Annotated in this window: 12 protein-coding genes; 10 read left to right on the top strand and 2 right to left on the bottom strand. The window is 29.3% G+C overall.

The features are described from left to right. Positions 1-3 precede the first annotated feature (3 nt). The 6 genes from FDT66_RS01740 to FDT66_RS14105 are packed head-to-tail and all read left to right on the top strand — an operon-like array spanning position 4 to position 4,182. Complete coding sequence (locus FDT66_RS01740; RefSeq protein WP_138534423.1) at positions 4-768, top strand: alpha/beta fold hydrolase; 765 nt, start codon at positions 4-6, stop codon at positions 766-768. 42 nt (positions 769-810) lie between these two features. Continuing rightward, positions 811-1,422, top strand: a complete 612-nt coding sequence (gene yihA, locus FDT66_RS01745; protein WP_138534424.1) for a ribosome biogenesis GTP-binding protein YihA/YsxC — start codon at positions 811-813, stop codon at positions 1,420-1,422. A 20-nt stretch (positions 1,423-1,442) separates the two neighbouring features. Continuing rightward, the gene (locus FDT66_RS01750) at positions 1,443-2,129 is read left to right on the top strand and encodes an RluA family pseudouridine synthase (RefSeq protein ID WP_138534425.1); all 687 of its coding nucleotides are present in this window, start codon (positions 1,443-1,445) and stop codon (positions 2,127-2,129) included. Positions 2,130-2,161: 32 nt separating this feature from the next. Further along, a complete protein-coding gene (locus FDT66_RS01755) occupies positions 2,162-3,196 on the top strand; it encodes an alkane 1-monooxygenase (protein ID WP_138534426.1) in 1,035 nt (344 codons plus the stop codon). 6 nt (positions 3,197-3,202) lie between these two features. Continuing rightward, on the top strand, positions 3,203-3,940 hold the full coding sequence (locus FDT66_RS01760; protein ID WP_138534427.1) for a nitroreductase family protein: 738 nt from the start codon (positions 3,203-3,205) through the stop codon (positions 3,938-3,940). A gap of 2 nt (positions 3,941-3,942) precedes the next feature. After that, positions 3,943-4,182, top strand: coding sequence for a hypothetical protein (locus FDT66_RS14105; RefSeq protein WP_138534428.1), 240 nt, complete (start codon positions 3,943-3,945; stop codon positions 4,180-4,182). On the opposite strand, the gene FDT66_RS01770 is transcribed toward FDT66_RS14105, so the two are convergent. Then, complete coding sequence (locus FDT66_RS01770) at positions 4,169-6,553, bottom strand: penicillin acylase family protein (RefSeq protein WP_138534429.1); 2,385 nt, start codon at positions 6,551-6,553, stop codon at positions 4,169-4,171. The two genes, FDT66_RS14105 and FDT66_RS01770, sit on opposite strands and share 14 nt — an antisense overlap. 74 nt (positions 6,554-6,627) lie before the next feature. Here FDT66_RS01770 and FDT66_RS01775 point away from each other — a divergent pair, with 74 nt between their 5' ends. From FDT66_RS01775 to FDT66_RS01790, 4 genes are all read left to right on the top strand, one after another. Next, positions 6,628-7,791, top strand: coding sequence for a DegT/DnrJ/EryC1/StrS family aminotransferase (locus tag FDT66_RS01775; protein WP_138534430.1), 1,164 nt, complete (start codon positions 6,628-6,630; stop codon positions 7,789-7,791). A 1-nt stretch (position 7,792) separates the two neighbouring features. Further along, positions 7,793-8,803 (top strand): UDP-glucose 4-epimerase GalE, encoded by a 1,011-nt coding sequence (gene galE, locus FDT66_RS01780; protein WP_138534431.1) that lies wholly within the window; start codon positions 7,793-7,795, stop codon positions 8,801-8,803. A gap of 279 nt (positions 8,804-9,082) precedes the next feature. Then, entirely contained in the window at positions 9,083-9,277 is a 195-nt protein-coding gene (locus FDT66_RS01785) for a hypothetical protein (RefSeq protein ID WP_138534432.1), read from the top strand. A 109-nt stretch (positions 9,278-9,386) separates the two neighbouring features. Then, complete coding sequence (locus tag FDT66_RS01790) at positions 9,387-12,221, top strand: M16 family metallopeptidase (RefSeq protein WP_138534433.1); 2,835 nt, start codon at positions 9,387-9,389, stop codon at positions 12,219-12,221. 74 nt (positions 12,222-12,295) lie between these two features. On the opposite strand, the gene FDT66_RS01795 is transcribed toward FDT66_RS01790, so the two are convergent. Continuing rightward, positions 12,296-15,685, bottom strand: coding sequence for a T9SS type A sorting domain-containing protein (locus FDT66_RS01795; RefSeq protein WP_138534434.1), 3,390 nt, complete (start codon positions 15,683-15,685; stop codon positions 12,296-12,298). Between the last annotated feature and the right edge of the window lie 118 nt (positions 15,686-15,803).

The raw sequence follows: 15,803 nt of genomic DNA on the forward strand, positions 1-15,803 counted from the left end.
TCAATGACTGAGCAGTTAAAAACCGAAGGGAAATTTACATATGCAGAAGCTGGAAAAGGACCTGCTATTATTGTTTTACATGGATTGATGGGAGCTTTGAGTAATTTTGGTGATACTTTTAATCATTTCTCCAACAATGGCTATCATGTTTTAATTCCTGAATTACCTTTATATTCTTTACCTCTTTTAAAAACCAATGTGAAAAGCATGGCTTCTTTTTTGAAAGATTTTATGGAATTTAAAAAATTAGACAAAGCTATTTTATTAGGTAATTCTTTAGGTGGGCATATTGGTTTATATTTTACAAAACATTATCCAAAAAAAGTAAATGCACTTGTATTAACAGGAAGTTCTGGTTTGTATGAAAAAGCTATGGGTGACAGTTTTCCAAAAAGAGGAAACTACGAATTTATAGAAGAAAAAACGAGAGCCGTATTTTACGATCCAAATATAGCAGACAAACAAATGGTTGACGATGTTTTTAAAATTGTGAACGATAGAAGTGCTGTAATTAGAACTTTAGCCATGGCTAAAAGTGCTATTAGACACAATATGGCTAACGATTTGCCTGATATGAAACAACCAACTTGTATTATTTGGGGAAAACAAGATACAGTTACACCACCTGAAGTTGCTGAAGATTTTCATAAATTATTACCTGATTCTGATTTATTTTGGATTGACAAATGTGGACATGCTGCAATGATGGAAAGACCTGAAGAGTTTAATAAAATTCTTTTAGATTGGTTTACCTCTAGAAACATATAATTTTCTTCCAAAGAAATATTTACTCAAATTGTATTATTTAAAATGAAAATTACATCTGCCGAATTTGTAATGAGTAACAGCAATGTTACCAAAGCTCCAAAAGATAGATTGCCAGAATATGCCTTTATTGGACGATCTAATGTTGGTAAATCATCATTAATTAACATGTTAATGGAGCGTAAAGATTTGGCAAAAATCTCTGGAAAACCTGGAAAAACACAGTTAATAAATCATTTTAAAATTAATGACGAATGGTTTTTGGTTGATTTACCAGGTTACGGTTACGCGCAAGTTTCTAAAAAGAAAAGAGTCATTTTTCAATATTTTATTGAAAACTACTTTAAAGAAAGAGAACAACTTGTATGTACTTTTGTTTTAATTGACTCAAGACATGATCCTCAAAAAATTGATTTGGATTTTATGCAGTTTTTAGGTGAAAATCAAATTCCCTTTTGCATAGTTTTTACCAAAGCCGATAAGTTAGGAAGCTCGAAATTAAACAAACAAATCACTTCTTACAAAAAGAAATTATTACAGTATTGGGAATCGTTACCCAACACTTTTTTAACCTCATCTTCAACAGGACTTGGAAGAAAAGAATTTTTAGAGTTTATTGATGGTGTTAATGAAGATGTTGCTGAAGATTTCAAATAACAGTCTTAACAAAAGACAACATGCAATCAAACAAAGAAAATTTAGAGGTTTTATTTGAAGACAATCATATTATTATTGTCAATAAAAAAGCTGGTGATATTATACAAGGTGATAAAACTGGTGACAAACCTTTAAGCGATGTTGTTAAAGAATATGTAAAAGAAAAATACAATAAACCTGGTAACGTTTTTATTGGAACTGTACATAGGTTAGACAGACCTACATCTGGCATTGTAATTTTTGCAAGAACCTCTAAAGCATTAGAACGATTAAATAAAATGCTGCGTGACAAAACAATTAACAAAACATATTGGGCGCTTGTAAAAAATACTCCAAAAAAAACTGCTGATACACTAATAAACTTTTTAAAAAAAGATACAAAAAAAAATAAATCTTTTGTTTACAAAAAAGAAATAGAAGGTTCTAAAAAAGCTATTTTACACTATAAGCTAATCAAAAAATTAGATAATTACTCACTTTTAGAAATTGATTTAGAAACTGGTAGGCATCACCAAATTAGAACACAACTAGCAAATATTGGTAGCACCATAAAAGGCGACTTAAAATATGGAGCAGATAGAAGCAATAAAGATGGAAGTATTAGCTTACATGCAAGAAAAATTGAATTTATACATCCAGTTTCAAAAGAAAAAATTTTAATTACGTCTCCCACTCCCAATGACCCAATTTGGAACGCGTGCAACTAAATACTATCTTTAGAAAAATTTATTTTTTCTAAATGAAAGCTATAAAATATTTTTCGGTTCTATTAATTCCGTTTGCTAATTACATTTCATTCACAAATTACGGATGGCTCACTTTTTTACCAGTACTTTTTGTGTTTGGCTTTGTTCCTTTATTAGAGTTTTTCATAAAACCTAATAAAAATAATTTCACGAAAGAAGAAGAAAAAACTGAAAAACAAAACAAACTTTATACTTACTTATTATACTTAATTTTACCTATTCAAATTGTATTTTTAATATTCTTTTTTAACTCAATTCAAAATCCCGTCCTAGAAACTTATGAAATTATAGGTAGAATTTTAGGAATGGGAATTATGTGTGGTGTTTTAGGTATAAATGTTGGTCATGAATTAGGTCATAGAAATAATAGGTTTGACGAATTTATAGGAGAACTCTTATTATTAACTTCTTTAAACACACACTTTTTACCATATCATAATGGAGGTCATCATTATAACGTAGCCACTCCAAAAGATGCTGCAACTGCAAGAAAAAACGAATGGATTTTTATCTTTTGGATTCGTTCTCATTTTTCTAGTTACACTACAGCTTGGAGTTTAGAAAATACTAGAATGAAAACAGCCAACAAAACTTGGTTTCATCATAAAAACAGAATGATAGTTTATACAATTTCTACTTTTTTTTTAATTAGCATCATCTTCTTTTTTTACGGAAAATTTATAGGGATTTCATTTATTTTAGCAGCTATTGTTGGTATTTTGCTGCTTGAAACTGTAAATTATATTGAGCATTATGGCTTACTAAGAAAACAAAATGAAAACGGACGTTATGAACGTGTAAAACGGAATCATTCATGGAATTCAGACCATCAAGTTGGTCAAGTTTTATTATTTAATTTGAGTAGGCATTCAGATCATCATTACAATGGTGCAAAACATTACCAATTATTAAAATCAGTACCAGAAAGTCCACAAATGCCAACTGGTTATCCAGGTATGATGTTATTATCTTTAATACCACCCATTTGGTTTTTGGTAATGAATAAAAAACTAAAAAAACTCTCGTAACTATTTATGAATGAAGAAAAAACTGTTTCAGAAGCAATTAAATTTAGACGATCTGTTAGAATTTATGACGCAGAAAAATCAATAAATAAAAAAATAGTAAAAAAGTGTTTAGAACAAGCAGCTTTAGCACCCAATAGTAGCAATATGCAGTTGTGGGAATTTTATCATATTACTTCCAAAAAAACTATCGATCAAATCGCTCCTTTTTGTTTCAATCAAAATGCAGCAAAAACCGCACAACAATTGGTGGTTTTTGTTACCAGAAAAGATTTATGGAAACAAAGAGCAAAAGCTAATTTAGTTTTTATAGACAGTAATTTTGGTAAAAACAATCCAAAAAAAGAACAATCTAGCAGAGAAAAAACTGCTAGAAATTACTATGGAAAAATAATTCCATTTGCATATGCTGATTTTTTAGGAATTTTAGGTTTTCTTAAATATATTATGGTTTCTGTGATTGGAATTTTTAAACCAATGTACAGACAAGTTAGAAATAGCGATATGCGAATTGTTGCTCATAAAACTTGTGGTTTAGCAGCAGAAAATTTTATGATTTCTATGGCTGCAGAAGGTTATGACACCTGCCCAATGGAAGGCTCAGATACTCTGAGAGTTAAGAGTTTATTAAACTTACCTTATGGAGCAGAAATAAACATGATTGTTTCTTGTGGAATTAGAACTGAAAAAGGCATTTATGGTGAGCGTTTTAGAATTCCTTTTGAAGAAGTTTATAGGGAAATTTAAATATGTTGGATTTCTTTGGTTTTGAAATATTATATCTGATTTGTAACTTTATAGGTGGCACAATTAGATGGATTTACGGATCTATTTATAGAACGATTTTTAGAAAGCCAAAATTCAAATATAAAGAGTATGTTTTTGGAATAGAAAATTCAAAAAATCATTTTGATATTTTTGGGCATCATTTTAATAACTTAATAATTACAGTTCTATTTATAGCAATAATTGTATCTATTCTTTCTTAGACTTTAAAACTAAAATATTTTCACTTTTTTGAATGTCAGAATCATTTAAATACATTTTTACAAACTCGCCTTTTACATATTTTTCAGCTTGATCTTTATAATGTTCACTAAAAACACGACCAGATTGTCCTGTTGGTAAAATAGATAAACTATTTTCTACATCAGAAAAATCTATAACTCTTCTGGTTGATGGACCTGCAGTAATTTTATAAACACCTGTAGAATCTAAATTAAAAATTTGATTATTTATTACCTCATTACCTCCAATTGTTTCAAAAGGACCTACATTAAAAAATTTACGCAAAATACCACCAGCTTTACCAATCGCATGTTCGTGTTCTACAGAAATAACTCTATTCCAATACCAATCTTCAACATTTGTTCCAAGTTGATTTTCTAAAAACGAAAATGCTTTTTTATAGGAACTTGTAATAATTTCTTGTCTGTTTTCAACTACATCTTTGGTTTTAATATTATCCCACCAAACAGATTGTGCTTTATTAATTTGTAATGGTAAAACCTGATCTTGTAATTGAGAATTCATAAACAAATTAAAACTGTTACCCAACTCATCTTTATAAGTTGCTACTAAAAACTCATATAAAAAACGGTTGTAAATTGTAGCACCAACAGAGTTTTTTAAATAGTTTCCATCCCAATTTCCTAAAATTGAAATAGCTTTTTTTTCTGAAGCTGATAAATTAGATTGATTTATATTTTTTATAAAATCGTTTGCAATTTTTGACGCTGTCGAAGATTTTACGTCATATAACATATCAGCAACATCATTTTTTGTAAAATCATTTTTAACCTGTAACAACTCAGTAATTCTTTTTGCTCTATCTTGTGGCTGATAATAACCAGAGTATAATTTACCTCTTACAGAATCTGGCTGATTATTTGCCGAATACACGTAATTAGTAATTGGATTTATAGCTTGCGGATTCTCACTAAAAGGTAAAAATTCTACAATATCATCTTTACCGGAAGCGCCATTTAAATATGTTTTAGATGATAAACTATCTCTTAATTGATATAATTTTGCGGAGGCAAACCAAGCAATATTTCCTATGGCATCACCATACATTACGTTTAAACCTGGTGCATGAATTTTTGAAACTGCATTTTTAAAAGTAACTAATGATTTAGCATGTGACATTTCATAAGAAACATCTAACTGTTCATTTTTTAATTGCGTATAAATCCAATTCATAGCTATAGGCCTATCATCTTCTAAATGAGAAATAATACCATTCATTATTGGACCATGTCTACTAACTTTCACCTGAAATGTAGTATCTTTTTCATTTTTTACAGAAATCGTTTTATCAATAATTTTATAATTCTTATAACCTTCTGCAGTTAAATATTCGTTTTTATTGTTCGGACTGTTTTCTTCTACATAAAAATTTAAATCGTCATTTGCTAGCATTGTTAAACCATAAGCGTATTGTTTGTTATGACCTAATAAAGGAAAAGGCATCAACGCAATATTAAAACCATAAACTTCAAAATTTGGTGTTTTTATATGGTTTTGATACCAAACTGATGGTTGTGAATATCCAATATGTGGGTCATTTGCGAAAATTACTTTTCCGTTTTTTGTTTTTTCTGGTCCTAAAACCCAAGAGTTACTGCCTATAAATGTAGCAACTGGCAAGCTGCTCATAATTTTATTTACAGCAACAGACATATTTTCCTTAATTTCAGAAACTTCAGTTTTATTAATCGTTAAATTTTCTGTATTAACTTGTACCAATTCATTAAAATAGGTTGTTCCTAATTTTTCTTTGATTTCAGTTAGCAAAGGGTCTGTTTTATGTGCAACTGCAAAACTAAAAGCCATATAACCAAAAACATTGTAAACATCTTTAATTGTATAATTTTCTTTTTCAATTCCAAGCAAGGTAAATTCTAAAGGCGTTTTACCTTCATTTATATATTGATTTATTCCATTCAAATACGATTGAGTTAACACGTACGCTTCTGAATTCTTATCTAAAGTGGCAATGGTTTCAGCAGCAGCCTCTTCAATTCCTAATCCTGCAAAAAACACATCAGTTTTTAAAAGTTCTTTTCCAAAAATTTCCGATAATCTTCCAGCTGCAATTCGTCTGATTAACTCCATTTGCCATAACCTATCTTGAGCATGCACATATCCTAAAGCAACATAAGCATCTTTTTGATTTTTTGCATTTATGTGAGGTACTCCAATATCGTCAAAATGAATAGTTACATCTTCAGAAATGTTTTTAATTTCTATTTCTCCAGCATAAACAGGTTGTAACGTTTTAGCGTAGAACCAACCAGCAACAAAAATTAAAACTGCAATAAGTAGTAAGAAAATAAGTGTTTTTTTAATAATTTTCATGGAAATCTATTTGATAAATTCAAAGATAATGGAATTATATCGTATTTTTGGGTTGTTTAAAAATTCACTACTTCATGAAAAAAATTCAAATGGTAGACCTTCAAGGTCAATATGCAAAAATCAAAGAAACTGTTAACAATTCTATTGAACAAGTTTTAGAAACATCCGCATATATAAATGGGCCTTTGGTTCATGAATTTCAAGCAGATTTAGAAAAATATCTAAACGTGAAACACGTAATTCCTTGTGCAAACGGAACTGATGCATTACAAATTGCGATGATGGGTTTAGGTTTAGAGCAAGGTGATGAAGTAATTACTGCTGATTTTACTTTTGCAGCCACTGTAGAAGTAATTGCACTACTAAAATTAACTCCTGTTTTGGTTGATGTAGAAAAAGATACTTTTAATATTGATATTGAGGCATTAAAAAAAGCAATTACACCAAAAACAAAAGCAATTGTACCTGTACATTTATTTGGACAAGTTGCAAATATGGATGCTGTTATGGAAATTGCTAAAAAACATAATTTATTTGTAATTGAAGACAATGCACAAGCTATTGGTGCAAATTACACATTTAAAGATGGTACAAAAAAGAAAGCAGGAACTATTGGAAATGTTGGTACAACTTCATTTTTTCCATCAAAAAATTTAGGTTGTTATGGTGATGGTGGCGCCATTTTTACAAATGACGATAATTTAGCGCACACTATTAGAGGAATTGTAAATCATGGAATGTATGAAAGATATTATCATGATGTTGTTGGAGTAAACTCTCGTTTAGATTCAATACAAGCTGGCGTTTTAAAAGCAAAATTACCTAACTTAAATGAATATTGTGATGCTCGTAGAAATGCTGCTCGATTTTACAATAATGCCTTTAAAAACAATCCAAACATAATTACACCAACTACAAAATCTAACGCCACGAATAACTGTAGCGAAATTTGTGATGTTTGTGATTGTCATGTTTTTCATCAATATACACTACAAATCACCAATGGAAAACGAGATGAATTACATAAACATTTATTAGAAAAAGGAATTCCTAATGCCATTTATTATCCAGTAGCTTTACATGCACAAAAAGCATATAAAGATGGACGATATTTAGAAAGTGACTTTCCTGTTACAAACGAATTGATAAAAACCGTAATTTCGTTACCTATGCACACTGAATTAAGCATAGATCAATTAGAATTTATTACAAATACAATCAACAATTACGTCAACTAAAATGAAAAAAATATTAGTAACTGGAGGATTAGGCTTCATTGGATCACACACAGTTGTAGAGTTACAAAACGCAGGTTTTGAAGTGATTATTATCGACGATTTATCAAACACAACAATTAATGTTTTAGACAATATCATTGAAATTACTGGTAAAAAACCTGATTTTCATCAAATTGATTTACGAATAAAAAATGATGTTAAAAACTTTTTTGACAAGCATCAAGTAGATGGAATAATCCATTTTGCTGCCTTTAAAGCTGTTGGAGAAAGTATGCACAAACCTTTAGATTATTATGAAAACAATTTAAGTGCTTTGGTTTATCTCTTACAAGAAATGAGAGATAGAAAAATAGATAATTTTATTTTTTCTTCTTCCTGCACTGTTTATGGGCAAGCAGATGAATTGCCAATTACAGAAAAAGCACCTGTTAAAAAAGCTGAATCTGTTTACGGAAACACAAAACAAATTGGTGAAGAAATAATTGAAGACGCAAGTAAAGCTCATGGAATAAATGCAATTGCATTACGCTACTTTAACCCTATTGGAGCTCATGAAAGTGTGAAAATTGGTGAATTACCTTTAGGAGTTCCTCAAAACTTAATTCCTTTTGTAACACAAACTGCAGCTGGTATTCGTAAAGAATTATCGGTTTTTGGCGATGATTACCCTACTTCAGATGGAACAGCAATTAGAGATTATATTCATGTTGTAGATTTAGCAAAAGCACACATTGCAGCTTTACAGCGTTTAATTAACAAGAACAATAAAAAGAGTTTCGAATTTTTTAATGTAGGTTCTGGAACAGGAAGCTCTGTTTTAGAGGTAATTAAAGCCTTTGAAAAAGCTTCTGGAAAACCTTTAAATTATAAAATTGTAGGCAGACGTGAAGGTGATATTACTGCTGCATATGCAGATACAACAATTGCAAACAAAGCATTAAATTGGAAAACTGAAAAAAGTTTAGACGAAGCTTTAGATTCTGCATGGAAATGGCAATTAAAACAAAAATAACTTTTAGTAAATTTTAGTTTTACGCAGAAATCGTTCATTTTTAATTAAAAAATAGTTAAAATGAACGATTTTTTACGTTTTTTACTCAAAAAACATGTTTTTTTACTTTTGAATATGACAATCATACCGCTAATGAATTGTCATATATTTAATTATAATTCAATATAACTTTCAATCTAACATTTATAGGCTCATTTTTAAGGTTTTAACTCTTAAAACTTGATTTTACTTTCAATCTCTCTTAACTTTGTAGGTAATTATTAATGATAAATGAAACCAATGAAACTGATTAGAATTAAAAGAAAGACTCAATTAGAGCAACGTCATACAAGAAAAATGGGCGTTTTAAGTACTAACGTTACTTATATTAAAAAAACATTTTTAAACTTAATTCCTTTAAAAACACTCCACAAATACAGAGAAACCTATTACGGTGAAATAAAAGACTGTGAAGATTGTGTTTTAGCAAAATAAAAAAAACCTCAAACGTATGTTTGAGGTTTTTTTTGCGTTTTATTTAACAATGAACTTAGACAGTATTCTTCTTAATTTATTAATTTTATGTTTTTAAAATCAATCAATTATGAAAAAAATTTTTATTGCTTTTTTAGCAATTATTTCTTTTGTCGCATGTGAAAAAACATCAAAAGAAAAAGCACCAGAATTAAGTATTAATTATAAAAAAATTGAACTAGATAATGGTTTAGATGTAATTTTTCATGTGGATAAGTCAGATCCAGTAGTAGCTGTAGAATTGATGGTTCATGTAGGTTCTGCAAGAGAAATTGAAGGAAGAACAGGTTTTGCACATTTATTTGAACACTTATTGTTTTTAGAATCTGAAAACTTAGGCAAAGGTGGTTTAGATAAAATGAGTGCAAGAATTGGAGGTTCTGGAGCAAATGGCTCTACCTCTAGAGACAGAACAAATTATTTACAAACAGTACCAAAAGATGCGTTAGAAAAAATGATTTGGGCTGAAGCTGATAAACTAGGTTGGTTTATAAACACAGTAACAGAACCTGTTTTAGCCAAAGAAAAACAAGTTGTAAAAAACGAAAAAAGACAACGAGTAGATAATGCTCCTTATGGACATAACCAATATGTTATTGGAAAAAATTTATATCCAAAAGACCATCCATACAATTGGCAAGTAATTGGATCTTTAGAAGATTTACAGAATGCCACATTACAAGATGTTAAAACCTTTTTTAAAAAATGGTATGTACCAAATAATGCCACTTTAGTATTATCTGGAGACATAGATATAGAACAAGCTACAAAGTGGGTTCATAAATATTTTGATGAAATTCCAAGAGGTGAAGAAATTCCGTCTTTAGAAAAAAGACCTGGATATGTGGCAGCAACAAAGTATTTATATTATGAAGATAATTTTGCAAGAGTACCACAACTAACTATGGTTTGGCCTACTGTAGAGTCTTATCATCCTGATGCTTATGCTTTAGATGTTTTAAGTCAATATTTAACAGATGGAAAATCAGCTCCGTTAAATCAAGTTTTAATTGATGATTTAAAACTTACTTCTTATGTAGGAATGTTTTCTAGAAACTCAGAGTTAGCAGGAGAAATGCAACTTTCTATAAGAGCATTTAATAATAAAAAATTAGATGAAGTTTTAGCGGGTGTTAAAAAGGGATTTGAAAAATTTGAAAAAGAAGGTATTTCAGAAAAAGATTTAAACCGAATTAAAGCAGGACAAGAAACTAATTTTTACGGAGGTTTATCTAGCGTCTTAGGAAAAGGAACCAATTTAGCTTCGTATAATACCTATACTGGAAATCCTGGTTTTGTAACCGAAGATTTAAAAAACACAATAGCAGTAACTACTGAAGATGTTGTTCGTGTATATGAGAAATATATTAAAAACAAAAACTACATTGCAACTAGTTTTGTACCAAAAAACGCTTCAGAACTTGCTTTAGAAGGCTCTGTATTGGCAGATGTAGTAGAAGAAAAAATTGTAATTGGTGCCGAAGAAAATTTCGACCCAAAAATTGCAGCAACATATGAAAAAACACCCTCTTCTTTTGACAGAAGTATAGAACCAGAATATGGTGAAACGCCTTTATTAGCTGTTCCTGAAGTTTATAAGAATAGTTTAAAAAATGGGTTGAAAATTTTTGGTATTGAAAACGATGAAGTTCCATTGGTTCGTTTCAATTTAACTATTGATGGTGGTCAGTTATTAGAATCTATGAACAAATTAGGTGTTGCTAATTTAACAGCTTCATTATTAAATAAAGGAACAAAAAATAAAACGGTTAAAGAACTAGAAGAAGCCATTCAAGAATTAGGTGCTTCAATTTATGTATATTCTGGAAAAGAGGATATTACAATTTCTGGAACTACTTTAGCTAAAAATTACACAAAAACGTTGGCTTTAGCTCAAGAAATGCTTTTAGAACCAAGGTTTGATAATAATGAATTTGATTTACTTAAAAAAGCTACAATTGCTAGTTTACGCCAACAAGAAGCAAACCCAAATGCTGTGGCTAGAAATACCTATAACGAATTAATTTATGGGAAAGACAATATTCGTTCTAAAAATACTTTAGGAACTATTGAGTCTGTTGAAAATATTAATTTAGAAGATGTAAAAAACTTTTATAACCAATATATTTCTCCTTCTGTAGCGAAAATGTTAGTAGTTGGTGATATTTCTGAAAAAGACGTAGTAGCTTCTTTAAGTGATTTAAATGAAAAATGGACTGCGAAAGAAGTTACCATTCCTGAATATAAAACTCCAGAAGCACCAACAAAACCAACTGTTTATTTTTATGACATACCAAATGCTAAACAATCTGTTTTACAATTTGGTGCACCAGCTTTAGCGGTAACAGACAAAGACTATTATCCTGCTTCCGTTATGAACTACATTTTAGGTGGTGGTGGTTTTGCATCAAGATTAACGCAAGAATTACGAGAAGGAAAAGGATATACTTATGGAATTCGTTCTGGTTTTTCTGGAACAAAAGCCAAAGGTGCTTTTACGATTTCAAGTGGTGTTCGTTCTAATGTTACATTAGAATCTGCACAAGCAGTAAAGAAAATTTTAGAAGAATATCCAGATACATTTTCTGATAAAGATTTAGAAACCACAAAAAGCTTTTTAATTAAAAGTAACGCAAGAGCTTTTGAAACTGCTGGTGCAAAATTAAGAATGTTGTCGAATATTAGCGATTATGGTTTAGAAACTGACTATGTAAAAGAGCAAGAAAAAATTGTAAATAACATGACAAAAGAACAAATTAAAGATTTGGCTAACAAATATGTAAATCCAAATAAAATGATTTGGTTGGTTGTGGGTGATGCAGAAACACAACTGGCAAGAATGAAAGAATTAGGTTATGGTGAACCTATTTTACTTAATAAAACTGCAGAAAAAATTAAAAAGTAAAATTAAAACTTTCTACAAATTAAAAACCCCAATTTCAACATATGAAATTGGGGTTTTGTTTTAATTAAATCAAATTACTCTTTAACAACTCTTTTTATTGTTATTCCATTATCTGTAAAAATCTTTACCAAATAAATACCTGAAGCAAAATTTGTAAAATCTATCAAATCATTTTTAGCAACTTTTATTTTTTTACCCTGAACAGAATACACTTCAACTTTTTGTAATACCAAACTATTATTTAAGCTTATACTTAATTTGTTTTTTATTGGATTCGGAAATACAAAAGTATTTTTTGAAACATCTAATTGTTCTGTAGAAAGAATTTTGGCTCTACATTCAGCTTCGTTTGCAACAAACTCGCTTTTTGAATCTTTAGTCCATGTAGATAAATAGGCTGCGTTTACATCATCTACCAAAATACACGATAAGTTTGGGGTATTTACTGCGTTAAAAGATGTAATATTTGCGTTATTACCGTTCTGAAAACTTACCGTTTTTAAATTCGAATTGTTGCTAATATCTAAACTTGTTAAACTTGTAAAAGAATTTAAGTCTAATACTTCAAAATTATTATTACTTAAAACAATAACCTCTAAAGACATTGCTACAGTTTTATGTATCGTTTTGATTTTTCCAGTTCTTTTTGAAATCACACTAAAAGTAGAACCTGTTAAAGGACTTAAATCTGTGATTCCGTTTCCAGAAATATTCAAGGTTGTAATTCCTGTAAATGCCTGTAAACCCTCAACATCTGTAATACCAGTTCCACTTAAATCTAATGTTCCTGTATATGCAGCAGCTTCTGCAATACTTATTGTACCATCTCCACTAGTATCAATTGCAGGTACAATTGCTAACAAAGCTGAGGTGGTTGCAGGCGCTGTCATTACAGACCAAGTCGCAGAACAATCTAAACTAAATGAGGTTTGTGCATCTTTATTTGTCCAGTTTGTATTAGCATACGCTAAATCACTAACTTCAACACAATTTAAATTTACATTATTTCTAATGTCGAAAGCAATATTAGAAACATTTGGAAAAGAACCTAGTAATGCAGAATTGTTGCCGTTATTTAAATTTAAACTCTCTAATTCATTATTATCAACTAACAAACTGATTAACTTACTATTTTGAGAAAGGTCTAAATTTTTCAACTTGTTATTAGAACCTATCAAATACTCTAAATCTACAGCTGTAGAAGTTCCTAATGTTGTTATCAAATTATCTTTTAAACTTAAAGATTTTAATTTAGAATTATTTGAGATATCCAAACTAGTTAATTGGTTTGAAGCTACATCCAAAATTTCTAAATTGGGTTGATTTGAAATATCTACACTCGTTAATTGATTGCCTGTTAATGTTAAATTTTTTAAATTAACATTATTAGATATCACCAAATTATTTATTTGATTGTTGGGCACTGTTAATACTTCAAGATTAATATTACTAGAAACATCTATAGCTGTAAGTGATCCAGAGAGGTTTTTAAATTCTTCTAAATTAGGCAAACCACTTAAATCTACGTTTGTGATTAAATCATAACCTAATTGTATGTACTCTAAATTTGGTAAATTACCAAATGTTACAGCACTTAAAGCAGCATTGAAACCCAATGAAATTCTTTTTAATTTTAAATTGGAAGAAAAATCAATATTGGTAATCATGCTTGTAAACAAACCACCAAAAATTTCTAAATCTCTAAAATCTTCTAAACCTGTTATATCAGCTAAACCTAAACTAGATACATCTAAAGTTGTTACAGTATTAATTTTGTGAGTAAAAACTTTTTGATCGTTTGCAACACCATTTCCCATACTATTTACATCTCCTAAAGCAACTACACTTCCATTTCTGTCATGGGTTTCTAAATAATTTTCGAAAACTGCATCTGGAATATTTGTTTCTGGATAGCTACAATTTAAACTAAATGAAGTTTGAGTGTCTATTTGAGATCCATAATTTCCATTCCAAAAACTAACATCTGCAACTTGGATACAAGTTAAATTAGCGTTATTTCTAACATCAAATGAACTTACAGTGTATCCATTTTGGATATTTAAACCACGTAAGTCATTATTATTTAAAGTAAATTTCTGTAAAGATGTATTTGAATTTAAATCTAAAAATTCAATACTATTATTACTACAATCTAACCATTCTAAACTTAAGTTTTTAGAAACATCTAAATTTTTAATATTATTTTGATTGATCCATAATTCTTTTAAAACAGTATTTTTTGAAATATCAATATTAATTAACGAATTACTATTCAAATACAATTTTTCTAAAATTGTATTTTTAGCTACATCTACAGTTGTAATTGTATTACCATTCGCATTTAACTCAGTTAATGAGTCAAAATCGGCAATTCCTGTTAAATCAGATATTGATTGATTTGAAATATCTAACGTTACAACTGAATTGATATTAGAAGTTGTTACTTTATCATCATTCGCAATACCATTTCCCATGCTATTAGCTTCTAAAAAAGCTTCAAAATTATCATCTGGCACATATGTTTGTGGATTTGAACAATCTTCATTAAAAATAGCTCCATTATTTTGGTGCCAATTAGCAAGACCATTAATTGGAATTCCAGCATCTACCTCAACGCAAGTTAACATTGGATTTCCTAAAAGCTGAACAAAATCTATAGTTGCAGTTGTTCCTGTTTTTAAGTTTAAAGTGGTTAAAGAATTATTATTGGAAAGAACTACAGTTTTTAATCCTGTTAAAGTAGATAAATCTAAAGATACCATTGCAGAGAGTGAAGATGTTAAAATTTCTTCTAAAGAACTTAATCCAGAAACATTTAAAGTGGTTAAACTGGTAAATTGTTGTAAATTCAACTTTTTCAAAGAGCTTAACGTACTAAAGTCTAATGATGAAATCATTGTAGAATTTGTAAGTAAAACTTCTTCAAGTGTAGTTAAACCAGTAATATTTAAGGTTGATAAACCTACAGAACCACTAATATTTAGTTTTACTAATTTCGTATTTGAACTTAAATCTGCAGAAACTAATGCACTAAGACTTTGAAAAGTAGCGTCTTCTAAATTATTTAAGTTAGAAACATCTATTGAACTCAAATTAGGAAAATTTCCTAAGTAGATTTTTTTCAAATTAGTTAAAGTTGGTAAATTTACGGAAGCAACGTTAACATTATTTCCTAAAAATTGAAAATCTTCTAAAGCTGTAAAATCTTCCAAACCAGTTAAATCTTCAATATTTAAAAAAGACAAATACAATTTAGTTACTACATTAATTTTAGTAGTTGTTACCAAATCATTTCCATCTGTTCCATCGCCTAAACTATTAGGATCACCAACTGGAACTACTAAACCTGCAGCATCATGGGTTTCTAAATATGTTTCAAAAGCATCATCTGTGACTGTAGTTTGCGCATTGGTTTTAACAACTAAAAAGAAAGCGAGAAATAAAAAAAGTAATTTTGTTTTCATGGTGTATGTTTTTGTTCAAGCGAAACTAGATGCTTTTTTTAGAAAAAAGTCAAGGAAAAACACCCTAAAATTTTAATTTACAATATTATAAAACAAAAAACCCAAGCAAATTGCTTGG

Origin of the sequence: Polaribacter aestuariivivens (assembly GCF_005885675.1) — a bacterium.
GTDB classification, from domain to species: Bacteria; Bacteroidota; Bacteroidia; order Flavobacteriales; family Flavobacteriaceae; genus Polaribacter; species Polaribacter aestuariivivens.

What these genes read in the sequence shown, in the direction of transcription:
- FDT66_RS01775 (WP_138534430.1), top strand. Translation starts at nt 6,628, where the DNA reads ATGAAAAAAATTCAAATGGTAGACCTTCAAGGTCAATATGCAAAAATC.
- FDT66_RS14105 (WP_138534428.1), top strand. Translation starts at nt 3,943, where the DNA reads ATGTTGGATTTCTTTGGTTTTGAAATATTATATCTGATTTGTAACTTT.
- galE (WP_138534431.1), top strand. Translation starts at nt 7,793, where the DNA reads ATGAAAAAAATATTAGTAACTGGAGGATTAGGCTTCATTGGATCACAC.
- FDT66_RS01755 (WP_138534426.1), top strand. Translation starts at nt 2,162, where the DNA reads ATGAAAGCTATAAAATATTTTTCGGTTCTATTAATTCCGTTTGCTAAT.
- yihA (WP_138534424.1), top strand. Translation starts at nt 811, where the DNA reads ATGAAAATTACATCTGCCGAATTTGTAATGAGTAACAGCAATGTTACC.
- FDT66_RS01770 (WP_138534429.1), bottom strand. Translation starts at nt 6,553, where the DNA reads ATGAAAATTATTAAAAAAACACTTATTTTCTTACTACTTATTGCAGTT.
- FDT66_RS01795 (WP_138534434.1), bottom strand. Translation starts at nt 15,685, where the DNA reads ATGAAAACAAAATTACTTTTTTTATTTCTCGCTTTCTTTTTAGTTGTT.
- FDT66_RS01740 (WP_138534423.1), top strand. Translation starts at nt 4, where the DNA reads ATGACTGAGCAGTTAAAAACCGAAGGGAAATTTACATATGCAGAAGCT.
- FDT66_RS01760 (WP_138534427.1), top strand. Translation starts at nt 3,203, where the DNA reads ATGAATGAAGAAAAAACTGTTTCAGAAGCAATTAAATTTAGACGATCT.
- FDT66_RS01750 (WP_138534425.1), top strand. Translation starts at nt 1,443, where the DNA reads ATGCAATCAAACAAAGAAAATTTAGAGGTTTTATTTGAAGACAATCAT.
- FDT66_RS01790 (WP_138534433.1), top strand. Translation starts at nt 9,387, where the DNA reads ATGAAAAAAATTTTTATTGCTTTTTTAGCAATTATTTCTTTTGTCGCA.
- FDT66_RS01785 (WP_138534432.1), top strand. Translation starts at nt 9,083, where the DNA reads ATGAAACTGATTAGAATTAAAAGAAAGACTCAATTAGAGCAACGTCAT.